This window comes from Agromyces aureus (assembly GCF_001660485.1).
Classification (GTDB): domain Bacteria; phylum Actinomycetota; class Actinomycetes; order Actinomycetales; family Microbacteriaceae; genus Agromyces; species Agromyces aureus.
The window spans coordinates 1,819,427-1,837,471 of the sequence record NZ_CP013979.1; the positions used below are offsets into that span (position 1 = coordinate 1,819,427).

The 18,045-nt window shown below is 66.3% G+C and carries 19 protein-coding genes, 1 tRNA gene and 1 other RNA gene; 4 read left to right on the plus strand and 17 right to left on the minus strand.

The annotated features are described in order from the left end of the window. Positions 1-28: 28 nt before the first annotated feature. Positions 29-2,224, minus strand: coding sequence for a glycoside hydrolase domain-containing protein (locus tag ATC03_RS07875; RefSeq protein ID WP_067875268.1), 2,196 nt, complete (start codon positions 2,222-2,224; stop codon positions 29-31). A 370-nt stretch (positions 2,225-2,594) separates the two neighbouring features. Here ATC03_RS07875 and ssrA point away from each other — a divergent pair. Both ssrA and ATC03_RS07885 read left to right on the plus strand, forming a co-directional pair. Further along, positions 2,595-2,964: a transfer-messenger RNA gene (gene ssrA / locus ATC03_RS07880) on the plus strand. A gap of 226 nt (positions 2,965-3,190) precedes the next feature. Beyond that, positions 3,191-4,801: a glycoside hydrolase family 6 protein gene (locus ATC03_RS07885; RefSeq protein WP_084003710.1), complete on the plus strand. Its 1,611-nt coding sequence runs from the start codon at positions 3,191-3,193 to the stop codon at positions 4,799-4,801. 25 nt (positions 4,802-4,826) lie between these two features. Here ATC03_RS07885 and ATC03_RS07890 read toward each other — a convergent pair whose 3' ends face one another. After that, positions 4,827-5,744, minus strand: coding sequence for a LysR family transcriptional regulator (locus ATC03_RS07890; protein ID WP_067875273.1), 918 nt, complete (start codon positions 5,742-5,744; stop codon positions 4,827-4,829). A gap of 82 nt (positions 5,745-5,826) precedes the next feature. Here ATC03_RS07890 and ATC03_RS07895 point away from each other — a divergent pair, with 82 nt between their 5' ends. After that, entirely contained in the window at positions 5,827-6,825 is a 999-nt protein-coding gene (locus tag ATC03_RS07895) for a DMT family transporter (protein WP_198168716.1), read from the plus strand. Between the two features lie 65 nt (positions 6,826-6,890). Here the strand turns inward: ATC03_RS07895 and ATC03_RS07900 are convergent, their stop codons facing one another. Genes ATC03_RS07900 through ATC03_RS07910 form a run of 3 tightly spaced genes read right to left on the minus strand, consistent with a single transcriptional unit; the run spans position 6,891 to position 8,964 of the window. Continuing rightward, entirely contained in the window at positions 6,891-7,142 is a 252-nt protein-coding gene (locus ATC03_RS07900; protein ID WP_227820258.1) for a DUF1653 domain-containing protein, read from the minus strand. Further along, positions 7,139-8,101 carry an LLM class F420-dependent oxidoreductase gene (locus ATC03_RS07905; RefSeq protein ID WP_067875276.1) on the minus strand — a complete coding sequence of 321 codons (963 nt, stop codon included), beginning with the start codon at positions 8,099-8,101 and terminating at the stop codon, positions 7,139-7,141. The genes ATC03_RS07900 and ATC03_RS07905 overlap by 4 nt, the downstream gene beginning before the upstream one ends. Continuing rightward, positions 8,098-8,964: an inositol monophosphatase family protein gene (locus ATC03_RS07910; RefSeq protein WP_067875279.1), complete on the minus strand. Its 867-nt coding sequence runs from the start codon at positions 8,962-8,964 to the stop codon at positions 8,098-8,100. The genes ATC03_RS07905 and ATC03_RS07910 overlap by 4 nt, the downstream gene beginning before the upstream one ends. Before the next feature lie 163 nt (positions 8,965-9,127). On the opposite strand from ATC03_RS07910, the gene ATC03_RS07915 reads away from it, so the two are divergent. Next, positions 9,128-9,203: transfer RNA gene (locus ATC03_RS07915), tRNA-Lys, on the plus strand. A gap of 112 nt (positions 9,204-9,315) precedes the next feature. Here ATC03_RS07915 and ATC03_RS21250 read toward each other — a convergent pair. The 12 genes from ATC03_RS21250 to ATC03_RS07955 form a co-directional block, all read right to left on the minus strand. Continuing rightward, a complete protein-coding gene (locus tag ATC03_RS21250) occupies positions 9,316-9,579 on the minus strand; it encodes a helix-turn-helix domain-containing protein (protein ID WP_152030896.1) in 264 nt (87 codons plus the stop codon). Positions 9,580-9,681: 102 nt separating this feature from the next. Beyond that, the gene (locus ATC03_RS07925) at positions 9,682-10,395 is read right to left on the minus strand and encodes a tail fiber domain-containing protein (RefSeq protein ID WP_067875284.1); all 714 of its coding nucleotides are present in this window, start codon (positions 10,393-10,395) and stop codon (positions 9,682-9,684) included. A gap of 2 nt (positions 10,396-10,397) precedes the next feature. Continuing rightward, the gene (locus ATC03_RS07930; RefSeq protein WP_084003381.1) at positions 10,398-13,184 is read right to left on the minus strand and encodes a phage tail tape measure protein; all 2,787 of its coding nucleotides are present in this window, start codon (positions 13,182-13,184) and stop codon (positions 10,398-10,400) included. A gap of 12 nt (positions 13,185-13,196) precedes the next feature. After that, positions 13,197-13,478 carry a hypothetical protein gene (locus tag ATC03_RS07935; protein WP_074400997.1) on the minus strand — a complete coding sequence of 94 codons (282 nt, stop codon included), beginning with the start codon at positions 13,476-13,478 and terminating at the stop codon, positions 13,197-13,199. Position 13,479: 1 nt separating this feature from the next. Next, on the minus strand, positions 13,480-13,845 hold the full coding sequence (locus ATC03_RS21255; protein WP_074400999.1) for an HNH endonuclease: 366 nt from the start codon (positions 13,843-13,845) through the stop codon (positions 13,480-13,482). After that, on the minus strand, positions 13,842-14,657 hold the full coding sequence (locus tag ATC03_RS07940) for a hypothetical protein (protein ID WP_067875294.1): 816 nt from the start codon (positions 14,655-14,657) through the stop codon (positions 13,842-13,844). Before ATC03_RS07940 ends, ATC03_RS21255 begins: the two co-directional genes overlap by 4 nt. A 2-nt stretch (positions 14,658-14,659) precedes the next feature. Beyond that, positions 14,660-14,791: a hypothetical protein gene (locus ATC03_RS21155; protein ID WP_257737035.1), complete on the minus strand. Its 132-nt coding sequence runs from the start codon at positions 14,789-14,791 to the stop codon at positions 14,660-14,662. A gap of 220 nt (positions 14,792-15,011) precedes the next feature. Further along, complete coding sequence (locus tag ATC03_RS20550; protein ID WP_156997164.1) at positions 15,012-15,167, minus strand: hypothetical protein; 156 nt, start codon at positions 15,165-15,167, stop codon at positions 15,012-15,014. Between the two features lie 226 nt (positions 15,168-15,393). After that, positions 15,394-16,521, minus strand: coding sequence for a hypothetical protein (locus ATC03_RS07945; RefSeq protein ID WP_067875297.1), 1,128 nt, complete (start codon positions 16,519-16,521; stop codon positions 15,394-15,396). Beyond that, positions 16,518-16,826 carry a hypothetical protein gene (locus tag ATC03_RS07950; protein ID WP_152030897.1) on the minus strand — a complete coding sequence of 103 codons (309 nt, stop codon included), beginning with the start codon at positions 16,824-16,826 and terminating at the stop codon, positions 16,518-16,520. Before ATC03_RS07950 ends, ATC03_RS07945 begins: the two co-directional genes overlap by 4 nt. Before the next feature lie 117 nt (positions 16,827-16,943). After that, positions 16,944-17,108 carry an excisionase family DNA-binding protein gene (locus ATC03_RS19770; protein WP_084003382.1) on the minus strand — a complete coding sequence of 55 codons (165 nt, stop codon included), beginning with the start codon at positions 17,106-17,108 and terminating at the stop codon, positions 16,944-16,946. 454 nt (positions 17,109-17,562) lie between these two features. Then, positions 17,563-18,024, minus strand: coding sequence for a hypothetical protein (locus tag ATC03_RS07955; protein ID WP_067875303.1), 462 nt, complete (start codon positions 18,022-18,024; stop codon positions 17,563-17,565). Positions 18,025-18,045 lie beyond the last annotated feature (21 nt).

An 18,045-nucleotide genomic window follows, 5' to 3' on the forward strand; every position in this document is an offset into this window, starting at 1 on the left:
CCTTTCAGCGCTGACAGTGGTGCCCGGGTCATCCGCTCGGGGTCGAAGGCGGACGGGAGTTCGCACCCCATGCGCCCGGCTCGGGCCCGAGCTCGACGAGTAATCGGCCGCCGCGATGCACCTCGTCGCCGCGGAGCCACGTGCGTTCGACCGGATCGCCGTTCAGCGAGACGCGCTGCACGTACTGCGCGGGGCCGTCGTGCCGCGGATCGACGAACCCCTTCGTCTCGATCGCGAGGTCGCCGCCGCTCATCGCGATGCGGCTCTCGGCGTGCGCCGGGGCGTTCACGAGGAACAGGTTCTGACCGGCGACGGGGAAGAGCCCGAGCGACGCCCACACGTACCAGGAGCTCAGCCCGCCGGAGTCGTCGTTGCCCGGCAGCCCGCCGCGGCCCGTGCCGAACTGCTGCTGCACGGCGGCGTGCACGACCTCGGCCGTGCGGTCGGGGCGTCCGGCGTAGTGGTACGCCCACGGGGCGTCCATGTCGGGCTCGTTGTTCATGCCTTCGAACCGGCCGAGCGCGTAGCCCGCCATGATCTCATCGAGGCCCGGCTGCAGCCCCGGCTGGCGCACGGGGTCGGCGCCGAACCCGAAGAATCGGTCGAGCATGCCGACGAAGCGGTCGTCACCTCCGGCCAGGTCGATGCGCCCGCGCATGTCGTGCAGCAGGCGGAACGAGTAGTTGTACCGGCTGCCCTCGTAGAACGTCGAGTCCACGAGGAGGCCGGTCTCGGGGTCGAACGCGTTGCGCCAGCGTGACGCGAGCCCGAGGAACTGCTCGACGAGCGCCGGGTCGCCCACGCGCTCGGCGACCTTCGCCGTGCACCAGTACCCGAATGCGAGATCGAGCGTGTGGCTGATCGGATGCGCGTGGCCCCGCAGGAGGAAGTCCTCGCCGTACGTGCGCCGGAGGTCGGCGTGCATGTGCACGAGCGCCCAGTCCCAGTCGACGCCCGGCAGCTCGAGCTGGCAGAGGTCGGCGAGGAAGGTCTGCGCGAGGGCACTGCCCTGGCGGGAGAACCGGTCGCTGCCCCGCGCCATCCGATACCCGATCGGGAAGTTGCCCTCCTCCTCGCAGATGGTGAGCAGCGCCGTGCCGAGTTCGACCGCGCGCTCCGGCATGACCGCCGTGATGAGCGGCAGCTGCGTGCGGTAGATGTCCCACATCGTCGAGAGGTCGAACACGAACGGGCCGTCGGTCGGCCAGAACGGGCTCTCCTCGGGCGCGAGACACGGCTTGATGAGCGAGTGGTAGAGCGCCGTCGTGAACACCGTGTCGCGCTCGGCGCTGGTCGCGTCGACCGCGATCGTCTTCAGCTGGCGCCGCCAGGTCTTGCGCGTGCGCTCTCGACGCGGAGCGAATCGGGCATGCCCCTCGCCGCAGTCGGCCCGCAGGTTCGCCTTCGCCTGCTCGACGCCCCGCAGCGAGAAGCCGATCCGCACCTCGATCGACTGGCCGGGCTCGCTCGGCCCGGCCCACATGAGCCCGAACGGGCGCAGGGTCGTCGGCCGGATGTGGTCGAATGCGAGCCGCGTGCCGCCCGGCATCAGGCGTCGGTCGTACCAGAGCATCTGCCGCCATGAACTCGCGTCGCACTCGATGTAGACGGCGAGCGGGGTGCCCTCGACGACGATCTCGCCCTGCGCGACGCCCGGCCCGATCGACTCGAGCTTCGCGCGCAGCGGGATGGTCTCGCCGTAGGGGATGCCGAGTCCGCCGAGCGAGAAGTCGATCACGACGCGCGCATTGCGGTGCCGCGGGAAGGTGTAGCGGTGCACCGCGCTCTTGGGCCCCACGGTCAGCTCGGCGCGGATGCCGTTCTCGAGGGTCGCGCCGTAGTACCCGGGTTCGGCCGTCTCATCGGCGATCTCCCACTGCCGCCCGAGCTCGTCGAGCGGCTCGATCATGGGCGTCACCCGGAAGTAATTGTAGTACTTCCGGATCGCGCCGGTGCCCGACTGCTGGAAGTGCGTGAATCCGGATGCCACGGCCCGGTCGTGGATCGCGACCGGCAGCCCTTCGGTGCCGAGGTCGTAGCGCCCGTACCCCGTGGGATACGCCCCCGAGTACGCGCACGCCGAGACCATGCCGAGCGGATACGTCGCACCCGGATGCGTGTTGCCGACCTGCGGCTTCGGCCACCACCAGGTCGCCGCGAGCCCCGACCGCGGCGGCAGGTCCGTCGCCTCGGTGCCGATGAACGGGTCGACGCGGCCGATCATGCCGGGCACGGCCGCCTCGCCCGTCTGCTCGACGCCGGCGTGCGCTCCTCGGTCGCGTGCATCCTGGTCATGTGGGGACGCTACGTGCTGGGCGCTCCTCGTGGGTTACGGGCCGATGAACGATGCCCGGCCACCCTGCGGCACCGTGCGGCAGCGGTTCGAGGCGGCAGCGGTTCGAGTCGGCATCCGTTCGGCGCGGCATCCGTTCACTGAACGAGGCGGATGTCGCGCAGAACCGGCGTCGGGAATGACAGGCCGCGCAGGCTGTTGTACTCTGTAAGGCCGCGTGCACTTCGGTTCAGGCGGCATTGAAAACTCCACAGCGTGCGACAACGGCTCGCCGAACCGGTACGACCGGGCGGTGCGACATGGGGATGATCGGTTTCGACATCGTCTGTGTACCCACGAGAAGCGGGCCGAGGATCCAGGGTTATCTCGTAAACGATCTCTGGAAAACAATAACTGCCAATAAGACGCAGTCTGACTTCGCCCTCGCTGCTTAAGCGAGTCCGATAGTCCGTCAGCCCGGGTTCGTTTCCGCCCCGGTCGCTGGCGTCATCTAGGAAACTCGCTGTGCGTCGTCGCCTGAGCGCCGTACGGGACTTTCTTCAGGCTGGGCCTGTCGACTTAGGTGCCTGTGGCAAAGGTCGGGGCCGAGCAGAACGCTTGCACAGGATGCGCCCGGAGAAGGCGTGGAAACTCAGCGATGGACGGGGGTTCAATTCCCCCCATCTCCACCATCAGTCGTTGTCGCACGTTGCGGAACTCGACGAGAGGCCGCCCTTCGGGGCGGCCTCTCGTCGTCTCGTTCGGCGGTCGTCTCGACGTGTCCCCTTGACAGGGGGCACCGGTTCACGGAATCGTGAGGATCGCTCTCGATGGTGAGAGCGCTCTCACGACGTGGAGGGCCGATGTTCCCTGCCGCCTCGGCGCGCAGTGGTCGATGAAGATCAATGGAGCGTGACGATGACATCCGATGCCCGATACTGCTGGCGACCGTGGGCGGCGGTCGCCGCGGCCGGCCTCGTGGCCGCGACCCTGACGGCGGTGGCCTCGCCCGCCGGCGCCGCCGAGCCCGACGGCCTTGCGGGGGCGACGCTCTACGTCGACCCCTTCAGCACGACGCTCGAGGCCGCGCAGCAGCTCGGCGGTCGAGCCCGAGCCGACGCGCAGCTGCTCGGCAGCATCCCGTCGGGATCGTGGATCACCAAGGGCACGCCCGCCGAGGCTCAGGCCGCCGTCGACACGATCGTCGACCGCTCGACGGCACGCGGCGAGATGCCCGTGATCGTGGTCTACAACCTGCCGTTCCGCGACTGCGCGCAGTACTCCGCCGGTGGTGCCGCGAGCACTGCGGACTACCTCGCGTGGGTCGACGGGGTCGTCGCGGGCATCGGCGGGCGACCGGCATCCGTGATCCTCGAGCCCGACGGCGTCGGCATCATCCCGCACTACACGACCCTCGACGGCGTGCGGGAGTGGTGTCAGCCCGCCGAGCTCGACCCGGCCACGGCGGCCTCCGACCGGTTCGTTCAGCTGAACGGCGCGGTCGATCGCCTGAAGGCCGGCGCCGCGACCTCCGTCTACCTCGACGGAACCGGAGCGAGCTGGCTCAACGTCGGCGAGATCTCCGACCGGCTCATCAAGGCCGGCGTCGAGCGCGCCGACGGGTTCTTCCTGAACGCCTCGAACTACCAGTTCACGGCGAACTCGACGGCCTTCGGCACGTGGGTCTCGTCGTGCATCGCGTACGCGACCGAGGTGAACCCGGTGCCCGCTGCGTTCGAGCAGTGCGGCAATCAATACTGGAACGGCGGGCCCGACACGGGCTGGCAGGGCGTCGCGATGACCCAGTACGCCGAGTGGAGCGCGGGCGCCGTCAACCCGGCGGAGAACACGAGTGGCGTCGATTCGCGCTACCGATCCATCCTGGGCGGCACGGAACCGACCACGCACTTCGTGATCGACACGAGTCGCAACGGACGCGGGCCGTGGCAGTACCCCGCCGACACGTACCCGACGCACGAGGACTGGTGCAACCCGCCCGCCCGCGGCCTCGGCGTGCAGCCGAGCACCGAGACCGGTGTGCCGCTCGTCGACGCGTACCTCTGGATCAAGGTTCCGGGCGAGTCCGACGGCAAGTGCTACCGCGGCACGGCGGGCCCGCTCGACCCCGCGCGCGGCATTGAGGACCCGGCAGCCGGCCAGTGGTTCGCGCAGCAGGCGCGCGAGCTCGTCTCGCTCGCAGCTCCGTCGATCGCGCCCCTCGCGTGCGACGTCGCCGTCAAGGGAACGAAGATCGGGCGCGGGTTCGCGGCCGTGCTCGTGCTCGAGAACCGCGGCACCACCGCGATCGACCCGTGGCGCCTCGCATGGAGCTTCGACGGCGCACAACGCGTCACCGGCGTGCTCGGCGGGTCGTACGCGCAGCATGGCGCCGACATGAAGGTCGACGCACCCAAGCGCCTCGCCGAGCTCGCGCCGGGCAAGAAGACGCTGCTCGTCGTCACCGGGTTCGGCGCGGCGACCGAGCCGTGGCAGTTCTCGTTGAACGGGCGTGCCTGCACCTCGAGGTGACGGTGTCGCGCGACATCCGCCCCGGTCAGTCGGTCGGGGCGGATGCCGCGCGCAGCAACGCGCTCGCGCGCATCACGGCCGGGTTGGTGCGCATCGAGCGCTTGACGCGCAGCATGATGCGACGGCGGGCCGCGGCATCCCGGATCGGGATCATCACGGTGCCGGGCGGCAGCGCGATCGCGCCCAGGCGGGGGAGCACCGTGACGCCGACGCCCTGCTCGACGTAGTCGAACGCGCTCGTGTAGTCGGGTGCCTGGAGGCGGAACCGGGGCGCGAAGCCGGCCGAGGCCGCCGCGGACATCACGATCTCGCGGCAGGGTCCGCGGCTGTGGTCGTTGTCGATCCACGGCTCGTCGGCGAGGTCGGCGAGGTCGACCGAGGCCCGACCGGCGAGCGGATGCCGCGACGGCACGACGACGACGTAGTCCTCGACGCGCAGCGGCTCGAGGTCGTACGCGTCGGCGGCCCCCTCGGCCGCGGTCGGGTCGCGGTCGGCGCGCACGGACTCGGCGACGTAGATCTCGAGGTCGGGATCTCCGGTGAGCTGCCCGCGGTGCTCGATCATCGTGAGTTCGAGGCGCAGTTGCGGGAACTCCTCGGTGAGCGCGGCGACGACGCGCGGCAGCCAGGCGCGGTTGGCCGACGAGAACGTGCCGATGCGCAGGGTGCCCGTGCGCCCCGTGCGAAGGTCGTCGACGACGCCGTCGAAGTCGGCGAGGTGGTCGAGCACCCGGCCCGCCCGCTCGGCGACGGCGACGCCGGCCGCGGTCGCCACGATGCCGCGCCCGCGCCGTTCGACGAGGGTCAGGCCGGTCTCGCGCTGTAGCGCGCTCACGTGCTGGCTCACGGCCGAGGCCGTGTAGCCGAGGCGCACAGCGGCCCGGTTGATCGAGCCGGTCTGCACGACGGCCCGGAACACATGGAGGCGATGCGGATCGACCATACAACGACCGTACAGTCTTGCTTCACGAATGCCAATGATCGTCCGCTTGTGCTGAGGTGTCGTGATGGGCAGGCTGGAGCGCATGCGCAACACCCCCGCTGAGACCCCCGCCGAGACGTCAGCCGAGAACTCCGTCTCGAAACCCGCGACCAACGCGGAGACCGTCCCGTCGCCGTCGCCGTCGCCGTCGCCGTCGCCGTCGCCGTCGCCGGCCGGATGGCACGTGCTCGGCGCCATGGCCGTCGTGCTCGTGCTGTGGGCGTCGGCGTTCATCGCGATCCGATTCGTCGGCGACGCGATCTCGCCCGGCCCGCTCGCCCTCGGGCGCCAGCTGGTCGGCACGGCCGCGCTCGTCGTCGTCGCGCTGATCCGTCGGCCGCCGCTGCCGCGCGGGCGGACGCTCGCGCTCATCGCCCTCTACGGCGTGCTCTGGTTCGCGGGCTACACGCTCGTGCTGAACCTCGCCGAGCGCCACCTCGACGCGGGCACCGCTGCCATGCTCGTGAACATCGCGCCGCTGCTCGTCGCGCTCGCGGCCGGAGCGTTCCTCAAGGAGGGGTTCCCGCGATCGCTCATGATCGGCATGCTGGTCGCGTTCGTCGGCGTCGTGATCATCGCGACCGGCGGCATCGGCGCGCACAGCGACCCGCTCGGCATCGCCCTCGGCATCCTCGCGGCCGTGCTCTACGCACTCGGCGTGCTCGTGCAGAAGGTCGCACTGAGAACCGCCGATGCGCTCAGCGCCACCTGGGTCGGCTGCGCGATCGGCGCGACCGTGCTCCTGCCGTTCCTGCCGCAGGCCGTCGGCGAGTTCACCTCGGCACCGGCGCCCGCGATCTGGGCCACGGTCTACCTCGGCATCTTCCCTTCGGCGGTGGCGTTCCTGCTCTGGGCGTACGTGCTCCAGCGAAGCCCCGCCGGGCTCACCGCATCGGCCACCCTCGCCGTGCCGGCGATCGTGGTGCTGCTGAGCTGGCTCCTGCTCGGCGAACTGCCCACCCTGCTCGGCATGGTCGGCGGCGCGCTCTGCCTCCTCGGCGTCGCGATCAGCAGGCGGTCGCCTCGGCATCCGAAGGGCTGAACGGAACGCGAGCGGATGCCGCCGGCGGCTGTCGGGGGCATCCGCTCGCGTGGCCGGTCTGTGCGCTACGCCGACTCGACCCGCCGGAACCGCGGTACGCGTGCGCCGTCGACCTCGATCGTCTCGGCGAACATGACGAGCGGTCGGATCCAGACGCCCCGCTCGCCGTAGAGGGCGCGGTAGACGACGAACCACTCCTCGGTCTCCGAGTGCCGCGCGAGCTCGAGCACCTCGTAGCGGTGGCCCTTGTAGTGCTCGTAGAGGCCGGGCGCGACCTCGTGATCGGGGTCTTCGGGCAGCTCGGAGGGCTCGCTCACGCGCGCCCTCCGAGGTGGGGGAGCACCTCGGTGCCGAGCAGTTCGACGTGCTCGAGGTCGAGCTGGTCGACCGTCTGCAGGTAGACCCGGTCGGCGCCGAGTGCTCGCAGGCGTTCGACCTTCTCGATCGCGGCGGCGGGCGTGCCGGCGACGTTGACCTCGGCGAAGGTGTCGGGGTCGGCGTCGATGGCCGCGAGCCGGCGGAGGTACGTGGCGTAGTCGGTGGCGACGACGGTCGGCAGGGCGACCGAGAGCTTGAGCGTCGCGGGGTCGCGGTCGATCGCCTCGCAGGCTCGGCGGACGCCGTCGAACCGCTCGGCGATCTCGCGTTCGTCGCGGAAGCCGATGTTGAACTCGGTCGCGTAGCGCGCCGCGAGCGCCGGCGTGCGCTTCGGGCCGCCGCCGCCCACGATGACGGGCACACGAGGCTGCGCGGGCTTCGGCAGGGCGGGCGAGCCATCGAGCGCGTAGTGCTCGCCGGTGAAATCGAACGTCGATCCCTCCGGCGTCGCCCAGAGTCCCGTCACGACGGCGAGCTGCTCCTCGAGCAGGCCGAACCGCTTGTCGGGGAACGGGATGCCGTAGGCGGCGTGCTCCTCGGCGAACCAGCCCGTGCCGAGTCCGAGCTCGGCGCGGCCGCCCGACATCCGATCGACCTGCGCGACCTGGATCGCGAGGATCGCCGGCACGCGGTACGTCACCGAGGAGACGAGCGTGCCGAGGCGGATGCGGCTCGTCTCGCGGGCGAGCCCGGCGAGGGTAGTCCAGGCATCCGTCGGCCCCGGCAGCGGGTCGCCTCCGCCCATGCGCAGGTAGTGGTCGGAGCGGAACCAGCCGTCGAACCCGAAGCGTTCGGCCGCCGACGCGTGGGCGAGCTGCGTGTCGTAGCTCGCACCCTGCTGCGGTTCGGTGAACAGGCAGACCTCGAAGGCGGGGCGCGCCACGGTCGCGTCGGTCATGCGTTCCTCTCGGTGGGGTTCTCGGATGCCGCGGGCCGGGCGATGATCGCGAGCACCTGGTCGTGCAGGTGACCGTTCGTCGCGAGCGACGAGCCGTGCGCGTGGCCCGGCGCGCCGTCGGCCGAGGTGAAGCGGCCGCCGGCCTCCTCGACGATCGGCACGAGCGCGGCGAGGTCGTATTCCTTCACGTCGAACTCCCCGACGATGTCGACGAGTCCCTCGGCGAGCAGCATGTACGACCAGAGGTCGCCGTACGCGCGATCGCGCCACACGGCCTCGCCCAGGGCGAGCAGCGCCGGCAGGCGACCCGCCTCGCGCCACTGGGCGATGCTCTGGAAGCTCAGCGAGGCGTCGGCGAGGTCGGCGACCCCCGAGACGCGGATGCGGCGGGCCGGCGCGTCGGCCGACCCGGGTTCGTTCGTCCAGGCGCCGAGGCCGCGAGCAGCCCACCAGCGCCGGCCGAACGTCGGCATCGACGCGACCCCGACCACCGGGACGCCGTCGATCACGAGCGAGACGAGCGCACCCCACACGGGAACTCCGCGGAGGAAGTTCGAGGTGCCGTCGATCGGGTCGACGATCCACTGACGCGAGCCGCGGTCCTCGCGGCCGAACTCCTCGCCGAGGATGCCGTCGTCGGGGCGAGCCTCGGCGAGCCGGTCGCGGATCGCTCGCTCGACGGCGAGGTCGGACTCCGTCACGAACGTGCGGTCGGGTTTCGTCGCGATCTCGAGATCGGCCGAGCGGAAGCGCTCGAGTGCGACTCGGTCGGCCAGTTCGGCCAGTTCGAGGGCGAGCTCGAGGTCTGGGGTGAGATCGTCTGGAAGGTCGGAACTGGGGGAGTGGGTCGCGTCGCCGTTCACCGTGACAGGCTATCCGGCGGAGCCGTCGCCTCGCCCCGATCGGGTCGCGAAACGACCCGACACGCCCGGCGGAATCGCCGGCGCGGCCTCGATTCGCGCTTCGTCGCAAAGTGCTGATAGAGTCATCTCTCGGTTCGGAAAGCGAAAAATCGCCCCGAATCACGCACCTCTAGCTCAATCGGCAGAGCAACTGACTCTTAATCAGTGGGTTCTGGGTTCAAGTCCCAGGGGGTGCACCACGGAGAAACCCCCGGCTATTCGCTAAATGCGAGGCCGGGGGTTTCTTGCGTTTCGCGTAACGTGCAACGTCGTGTGCAATCCCCGTGCAACACGGGCGTGTCTCAGCGTGTCCTAGTTGCTGTGGCGTCGGCGACTGCGCGGCGCAGCGAACGGGTCCACCGGCCGCGTGAGGTGGGCTCGAACCTCGGACAGGTAGAAGCGCAGCGGAGCTCGTGGGCCAGTGCTGAGCCTGAAACTCGGGATCTCGCCTCTCTGCGCGTAAGCCCGCACCGTGTACTCCGAGACGCCAAGGTACTCGGCCATCGTTTTCGCGTCGACTGGCTTCTCCTCGAGCCCGGAATCGACAGGGGGAAACGGTCCAGAGATTCTCATCATGACCACCACGCTAAGGCACAACCCAAGTTGCTAAACCGAGTTCCTAAACCCCAGTTTAGGGATTGTTTTTGCGTCGAACTTGCAGCCAAAATCAGCCCATGGTCATACCCCCAGTAGGGTCTTGATCGCCGCCACATCGTTTGTCAGCGACTGTACGACCGGTAGCAAGGCCAATGACAGTCGGTCGTACTTGATGCCGAACGGGAGCCCGTCCGCGTCGTAGTAGACCAGCCAATGCAGGCCAAGAGCGTGAACCTCTTCCGCGATGAGACCAATCTCCTGGTCTGCATCCTCGCCGAGCTCTTCCACCGCGTTGATGTACCTGAACGTCACCACTTGCAACGCTTGTAGCGTCGCAGGATCCAACGTGGCCGGCGCAATGTCCTGCTTGAACCGCTGACTCGAGGGGACGTGTCCGATGCGCCCACCGTCGCTTGTACTGCCGTATGTAGCAAAGTACGCCGACGTCAGGATCGTGACTGGCACGTTCGGCATCCGCACTTCACCCGCAACTGTCAGGCTGCCTGCTGAGCTGATCGCGCCAGACGCCGTAACCGTGGACGGTGCGATTGCCCCTGGTGATGCAACCTTCGCGTCAATCTCAGCCTTGGTGTAGAAGTCGTCCATCGCGGACTCCACGAGTTCTTCGACCGTCTCCGTCAGTTCGGCAAGCTTTGCCTGCACCTGAGCCACCAGGGATGCGTTCTGCGTACCAGACGGGATCTCCAACTCACGCAGACGACGCTTGATCTCGTTGATCTGCTGAACCAGACCATCCAGACCGTCACCACTGCCACGCTGATATCCACCAGACATGATCAGCCCCCAATCTTGCGAGCGAACTCGCGCATCATGATCGTGTTGACCGCGCGGGGGTCCATCTCGCGAATAGGCGACGCGTTGTAGCTGAAGTGCTGGATCGTGTCGCCGGCAGGCATCTGACCACCCAGTCGGCCGTAAGCCTCGAGTGCGTAGCCACGGTTCTCTGCTTCTTTCCCCGGCCGGCCAGAGATGAACGCTTCCCAACCAACCTCAGGTTCAGCGAACTTGTACAACGCACCCTGACGGCCCGAATAGAAGCCCTCACCGAAGCCACCACTCGAATACGAGTACATGCCACCGTCTGCGTTCGCGTACGCGGCACCCACCTGACCGGCCGGCGCACCAGACGCAATCCGCTGCTCCTGCACATACAGGTACACCTCCTTCGAGTTCGGAATCTCCGCCAACTTCCGTGCGAACGCCGTCGCTGCATCCATCGCCGCCTGAGCGTGAAGGTTGACCTGAGTGCTGACGTCACCGGGAATCAGACCCAACTGATCCGCGTACGCACCCGCCTGCTCCTTGGACATACCCGCAGCCTCACCGGCCGCAACAATCGCGTCACGACCCGCCTGAATCACCGGGATCGCATCAGACTGCACACCAGTCTGTTCGACTGTCGCAGCCGCAGCTTTCTTGTACGACTCCGCGATAGCGTCAAGAGCGGCCTGGTTCTCACGACCGGCCTCAGTCGTAATGTCCAAAGCCTGCCCCTGGGCGACCGCAGCGTCAGCGGCAGCGTGCGCCGCTTCCTCGGATGCCCCATTCGCGATCGCCGTGTCATAAACGCTCTGCTTGAACTTGTCCAGCACCTCCGTCGCATCATCAAGCGACGCCTCAACCTGACGGTTCGCGTCGTTCAACGACAACTGCGTGTCACCGAGACCCTGCAACGCCGTGATGAAGTCATCCACCGACTGCTGAGCGGTCGCTGTCACACTCGTGAACTCCTCCAACGCGGACGTCTGCCCCTCAGTCGCAGCAGTACCGTCGTCGACCGCGGACTCATGCTGACGTGCCAGACGGATGGCCTCCTCGAGCGACGCCGACTCACCCTTCACACCGTTCACGACGGAATCGATAGCGTCAGCCCACTCGCCCTCCTTCAGACCCAGCTTCTCGCGAACCGCGACCGCATCCTCATCGGTACGATTCCGCAGCTTCGTCACCGCAGCGACCTGCTCCAACGCCTCCACGCTGCCCATCGTCGCGTCAGCCACAGTTGACACCGACAAGCCCAACTTCTCCGCAGCATCCGCAGCCGAATCAAACTGCACCGCATCAATCTCAAGACCCAGCAAGTTCAGCGACTGCTTCGCCTGCAGGTTCGCCACCACCATGTCACGGGTAGCTGCCGTCGTACGCTGCGACCCCTCCTCAAGCGTGTCCGCATACGCCTCAGCAGAAGCGCGAGCCTCCGCCTGCTGCGACGCCAACTGCGACACAACCAGCGCCATTCCAGTGATCGCGATAGCTGCGCCGGCAACACCCTTCGCAACCTTGCCACCCGAGATATTCAGCGATTCAAGGGATGCCTTGTACGCCGCGGCCTTCGGAACAGCGAGCAAAGCAGCGCCACCCATCAGGCCAACAGCGGCAGTCACACCACCAATCGCAAGAGCCGTATTCTGCACCGGCTCAGGAGCATCAGCAAACGCAGCCACCACATCCGTAGCACCCTGCACAAGACCCCTCAGAGGCCCGTCAGCGCCCTCACCAACACCGATGAGAGCCGTCTCCATCGCGCCGCCAAACGCCTCCACATCGCCAGCCAGGTTGTCGAGACGTAGAGCAGCGGTCTCAGCCGCATATCCCTGGTCATCAACCGCTGTGATCCAGTCCTGAATGCCTTCCGCGCCTTCGTCGTAGAGCACGGTCGCAGCACGAATCGCATCCGCCCCGAAGATTGTCGACAACGCCGCCTGACGCTGCTGAGTCGACAAACCCGACAGCCCGTCCTGCAACCTGCCGGCGAACTCAGCCAGCCCGATGAAGTTGCCCTGTGCGTCGTACGCCGAGATACCCAGATCCGCCATCAGCTTCTCAGCCTCAGCACTCCGCGGATTCAACGACGACAGAGCCGTCTTCAAAGACGTACCCGCATCCGAACCCTTCAACCCAGCCTGAGCGAACGCAGCCAGAGCACCCGTCGTCTCCTCAACCGTCAAACCCGTAGCCGAAGCCACCTGACCCGACTGTGCGAGAGCCGCAGAGAGGTCCGAGACCTCGCCGGACGCCTTACCGGCACCAGCCGCGAGAAGGTCAGCAATATGCTCAGTCTCGGAACCCTCAAGGTTGAACTGTGCCAACGTGGTTGCCGCGATCTCAGCCGCCTGAGCAACCTCAAGGCCACCAGCAGCAGCAAGATCCAGCGCACCGCTCAGAGCACCATCCAGGATCTCCGCCGTAGACAGGCCCGCCTTCGAGAGCTCCTCGATAGCAGCCGACGACTCGGTAGCCGAGAAGACCGTTGTACGACCAGCCTCGAGCGCCGCATCCCGCAGCAGATCCATGTTCGACGCAGACTCGTGCGTCGCCGCCTGCACATTCGACATCGCCTTGTCGAAGTCCGCGAACTTCGCCACAGCGAGCCCCACACCCGCAGCAGCAAACGCACCGACTGCCAACGCTCCCTTGCCGATGCCATCAAATGCCTGCTGCTGTGCGGCCAACTTCCCGGCCGCGGTATCCAGCTTCTGGGTCGCGACAGCAGCGTCGGTCATGCCCTTCACGTAGCCACTCACGACCGCATCGAGAGTCACCTTCGTATTGCGTTCACCCATTTAGTCACCTCCTCAGATCATCGACGGGTCGAAAGGCGCATCGCCCACAACCTCGCCCTCATCAAGCTCCGCGTCGTCGTAACGACGAACCTCGGAATCCAAACGCTCCATCTCCGCAATCAGCCGGCCCAACGCATGCGCCGGAACCACGCCCGCATCAATCACCGACGCAATATGCAGACGGGCACGCACCAGAAACTCACGACGCCCCATCTCCGCGGCCTCCACCAACGACCCCGGAACGTCCGGCACCACAGGCTCATCGGCCTCCACAGCCCTCAAAACACGACCCATGTCAGGCCTCCTCGAATCTTTTTTTCAGCCGGGGGGAGATGCCGCCTAGCCCCAGAGGTCCTGAGCACAGGTCGAGGGGTGACCCGCCCCTGGGGTCACTCGAGCGAGTGAGAGCGTCGGATGATCGGTGCCACGATGCGGGCTCGCTTCTTCGAGTTGCAGTCGCTTGTCGGTGCGCTGCTTTGATGTTGTGCAGCGCGTCTTCACCGCCCTTGGCTAGGGGAATGACGTGATCGATGACGAAGGATCGCGGGTCGGTGTGCGGCAGCGTGTAGTCCACTGGTTCACCACAGATGTGGCAGGCCGCACGTGTGCGTCTGATGCGGTCACGCCATCGCTGCGCTTGGGCACGGTTGCGGGCGGTCATCGGGCATTCATCCGCACGTACTCGGCAGCGCGTGCCTCCTGCACGTGGTCGCGCTGTGCTTCGCGGTGGCTTGCTGACTGTGCCGAGTACGCCTGCTCACGTCGCGCTTCAACCTCGGTGGGGGTGGCGAGGCTGATGCGGTAGCCGGCCGTCGCGATATCCCAGTGGTCGGCACGCTTGCTGCCACGGAACGCATCGAGGATCTCGGTTGCGGTGGCGTCGCCGGCATCGACGTTCTGCAGGAGTGCGCCGACCGCTGTTCCTTCTGCCCGTCCCACGAGGTACAGGAGGGTGCCGATGGCTTCGTGCAGGTCGTGGAGGATCTTGTGTGCTTCGCGGGCGTCGAGGTTTGCCCTGGCGATGTCGAGACCCATGCTGCTGACTCGAGGGTCGTCAAGGCCTGTGATGCCGTGTGCGGTGAGGATTGCGTGTGCTTCGGTGAACCGTTCGCCGGTGCTGTCGTAGGCCGGCTGGTATGCGGCTACGAGCTCGTCGATGTTGTCGCGTACGGTCTCGGAAAGCCTGTCGATGCCGACGTTCGCAATGCCGCTCTGCGACACGATCGGCAGAAGTGCGCTGCGAACGGTCGCGCGCAGTACTTCCTTGTCGTCGAGGGGGTTCTTGCCGTTGCTGATCGCGTCGTATGTGGCTTCGGCAACGGACGGGCCGGTGAGGTCGAGGTTGTTCGCCGCTTCGATGAGTGCGAGTTTCTTCGTGATGTCGGCTGCCAGGACGTCCGGCAGTTCGACTGCGTACTGATCGGCGGTGGTGAGGTACTTGCGGATGGTCGGTGCGAAGGATCGGTAAGACATGGTTAGTTCTCCTGTTCGGCAGTGGGGGTCGCGGGGCGGGTCGTGAATATCCCTGAGGCGGGTTCGTCGTGCTCGGTCTGGGCTTCTCCCCAGAGGTTGCGGATGAACTCCCGCATCTCGTCGGCGTCGGTCATGAGGTTCTGCTTTCTGGGACGTAGAACGTGTAGCCGTTCGCTCGTTGGTCACGGTTCACGGGGGTATAGAGGCGGCATCCTGCGGCGCGCCATTGGCGTCGGTTGCTGGGCACGTATTCGTGGTCGTGTTCTTCTCCGCAGAGCGGGCATCGGATGATTGCTCGCCCGTATTGGGTGCGAAGGAACTCGGCTTCAGGGGTGTCGGTGGGGGGACGTCTCCTCATGAGCACGCCTCCCGAAGGACGGGGCAGGTGTCGTCGTGTCGGAGCACCTTGGGCCAGTAGAAGCCAGGTGTTATCTCGACCATGCGGATACGGCCGGTGCAGTCATCGCACGTTCCCCAACCGCCTTCGAGGCCGATGTAGTCGATAGCCATCAGTTGCTCCTTGTCATGAGTTCGCCAGCCCACGTGCCGCCTTCGGGGCGACCTACACGCCGGTAAGTGAGGCACTGCGCCATGAGTGGGCACAGGTTGCAGGTCTCCCGCATTTCGATGCGGTCACCTGGCGATGGGTTGTCATCCGTATAGCGGTCTTGGCCCAGACACGCGGGAGGTGACTTCTCCATCGCGGACTGAAGCACCCTGAACTCGAGCGCGCCCCTCACGAGGTGACCTTCTCGGTGTGCTCCTTGCTCCCGTACTCCCACTGTGAGGAGCGGGGAGCAGTGTTGTATTGGTGCTCTGGGAGCGCTCCGGGAGCGGTATATGAGTGCTCCTCTGCTCCTGACACATAGGGTTCAGGAGCGGGGAGCACGATCGTTGGGGAGCCCAGTCGACGCCATTCCTTCAATGTGTCGAGCGCCCGTGAGGAACCCCAGTTGAGCCGTTCCTTGATGTCTCGCTGAGACTTCGGCGGGGGAGTGAGCTCCGACAGCGTCTGAATGTCGGCTGCCGAAACGATGTCCTGCTTCGGTGCCGCTTCACCTTCCTTCGGAGGGATGAAGTTCCATGCGAGATCCCCGTCCGTCTGCGTCCAGAGCTTGAACGTGGCTGCAAGCGGCTCGCGATCATCACTCGGGCAGGACGCCCTCAGGCCGCCGTGACGGTCCTTGTTGAGGGTCACATGGGCCCGCCCACCGATGCCCGGTTTGAACGGCTCAGCGATGCTCACGCGCAACGAGGTGCCACCGATCGCCCGCTTCTTCGCCGTCGTCCCCGTGGCACCGAACGACTGAGCGTCACGATTCTTGGGGAGGTGGTCGATGATGATCACCGCTGCGCCAGACTTGACTAGCGCCTTGACGACGGTCGTGTGGACCCGCGTGAAGTCATCTGGCGAGTTCGACGATGCGCCATACATGGGCAGGAGTTCGCCCAGCGAGTCGAGCAAAACGATCGCCGGCTTCCAGTCGAGAGCGTCTGCCACGACGGTTGCCATATGTTCGGCATCCTCGGGCTGGCAGTAGCGGAACCTGCCCGCGTCACGCAGTACCGCCTCGTCGACACCCATGCTGATGAGACGTGAGATGGTTGCGCCGGCCCCGTTGTGGTCGAGGTCGATCAGTAGGGCAGAGTTGCCTCGGGCGAGCTCGTCTGCGACGGCGCACTGAGCGAGCAGCGTCTTGCCGGATTCGGGGTCACCGAATACAAGATTGGACTGTCCTCGGTAGAACAGTCCAATGCCGTCGTCACGCAGTCCGATAGACGGGGCTGGGGGAGTGATGTCGCCTCGGTCGAGGAGTTCACCGATGTCGGTGTACGCGTCCTGGGTGTAGTTCGAACCGTTCATGCGCGGCCCCGATCTTCGATGATGTCGCGTACGCGCTCGTGCACGAACTCTTCCCAATAGGCCGCAGCACCGGCCCGCATGCGGCGCAGCCTCACGTCTGGCAGTTCCTTGCCGTAGTAGAGGCGTTCGTAGAGACGGTCGCGCTCGGCTGCCATTGATTCCTGCCCGTCGTTGAAGCCGACTGAGTAGAAGCCGGCGAGTGCGGGCGTGAGGTCGTGCAGCCCGATTTCTGCTGACACGAGACGCCAGAGACAGGCGTCCAATTGCTTCTCGACGGTGTGGCCGACTAGTTCAATGCCGCTCATCGATCACGCCCCTATCTGGTGCGCTGGCAGTAAACTTGAAAGGGCCGCTATGCCAGCAAGCAACGTGGTTTCGCCCGGTCGCCGCTCCTAACGGCGTACCGGGCTTCTTCTTTGTGTTCAAGCGACCAAGCTCCGACCTGCGTGCTCCAGCGAGACCGCGTTGACGCGAATAAGTCGTGGGCCGAAGCGTTCTGCTTCGATGAGGCCGGCCGAGATCATTCGCCGGATGGTGCGCGTAGAAACGTCCCGCCGTGTGGCCGCTTCCTGGATGGTGATCCACATATCGACTCCTTAAATGAAGAAAGCGCCAGCACGGGTGCGCTGACGCTGAGACCGCTCCGACCATGGGAAGCGGGGGCTTAAATGACGAAAGCCCCGACATGTAGTCGGGGCTTTCTGTGTCGAACCGTGAGTTGTTCTGTCACGGTGATGGGGCAAAAAAATAACCCGACTCGTGTGAGTCAGGTTTTAGGCACGCAAAATCGGTGTGATCCATTTGACCATGGCCGGTCATTCTGAAGGGTGCCGACACGCCGTTAAATGCGAAATCCCTAGGAGACAGAGTCCTAGGGAGCAAAGACGAAACTATCAGCGCGAGAACGAATTGCCAAAGCGACACGCCGGGGGAATGACAAAGCCGATGGCGACCTGCTTTTGTGCAGGCGTCATCGGCTTGATCAATAAACTAACTGAGTTTCGAGGATATGTCCAGTTGCGTCCGGGTGTGTCGCGAAGTTCAGCCGACCAGCTCGAGCACGACGTAGCGGAATGGCTTCGGGAAGGTGTCGGCTACTGAACCCATCACGACCTCAGCGATGAGCCGCCAGATACCGTGCCGCACTCGATGGCGATCGTGATCCATGTCATCCCGCCATGACTTGCCCTGGGGGTCGCCATTCCTCCAAACGGCATAGCCGGCGTTCTGGTTGTTGGCGCGCTCAACTGCCCACGGTTCCGTCTCGCTGATCACGTCGCCTTTGAAGTGGTCGACGATATAGAACAGACCGGACTCGCTGTGCGCCCACTGGTTCGGCAGCACCACGACAGTCTTGCCTTCGCGTTCGAGTTGTCTGATCGTCTCGGCTTCGGACTGTCGCGCCCTGGCCTGAAGGTCGAGCGCCTCGACTACCACTGCGGTCAAGTCAGTGTGCGCCCCGATACCCGAGGCGTTTGCGTCGGTACCCTTGATCTTGTTCACGATTCGCTCCTTTGTGTGATT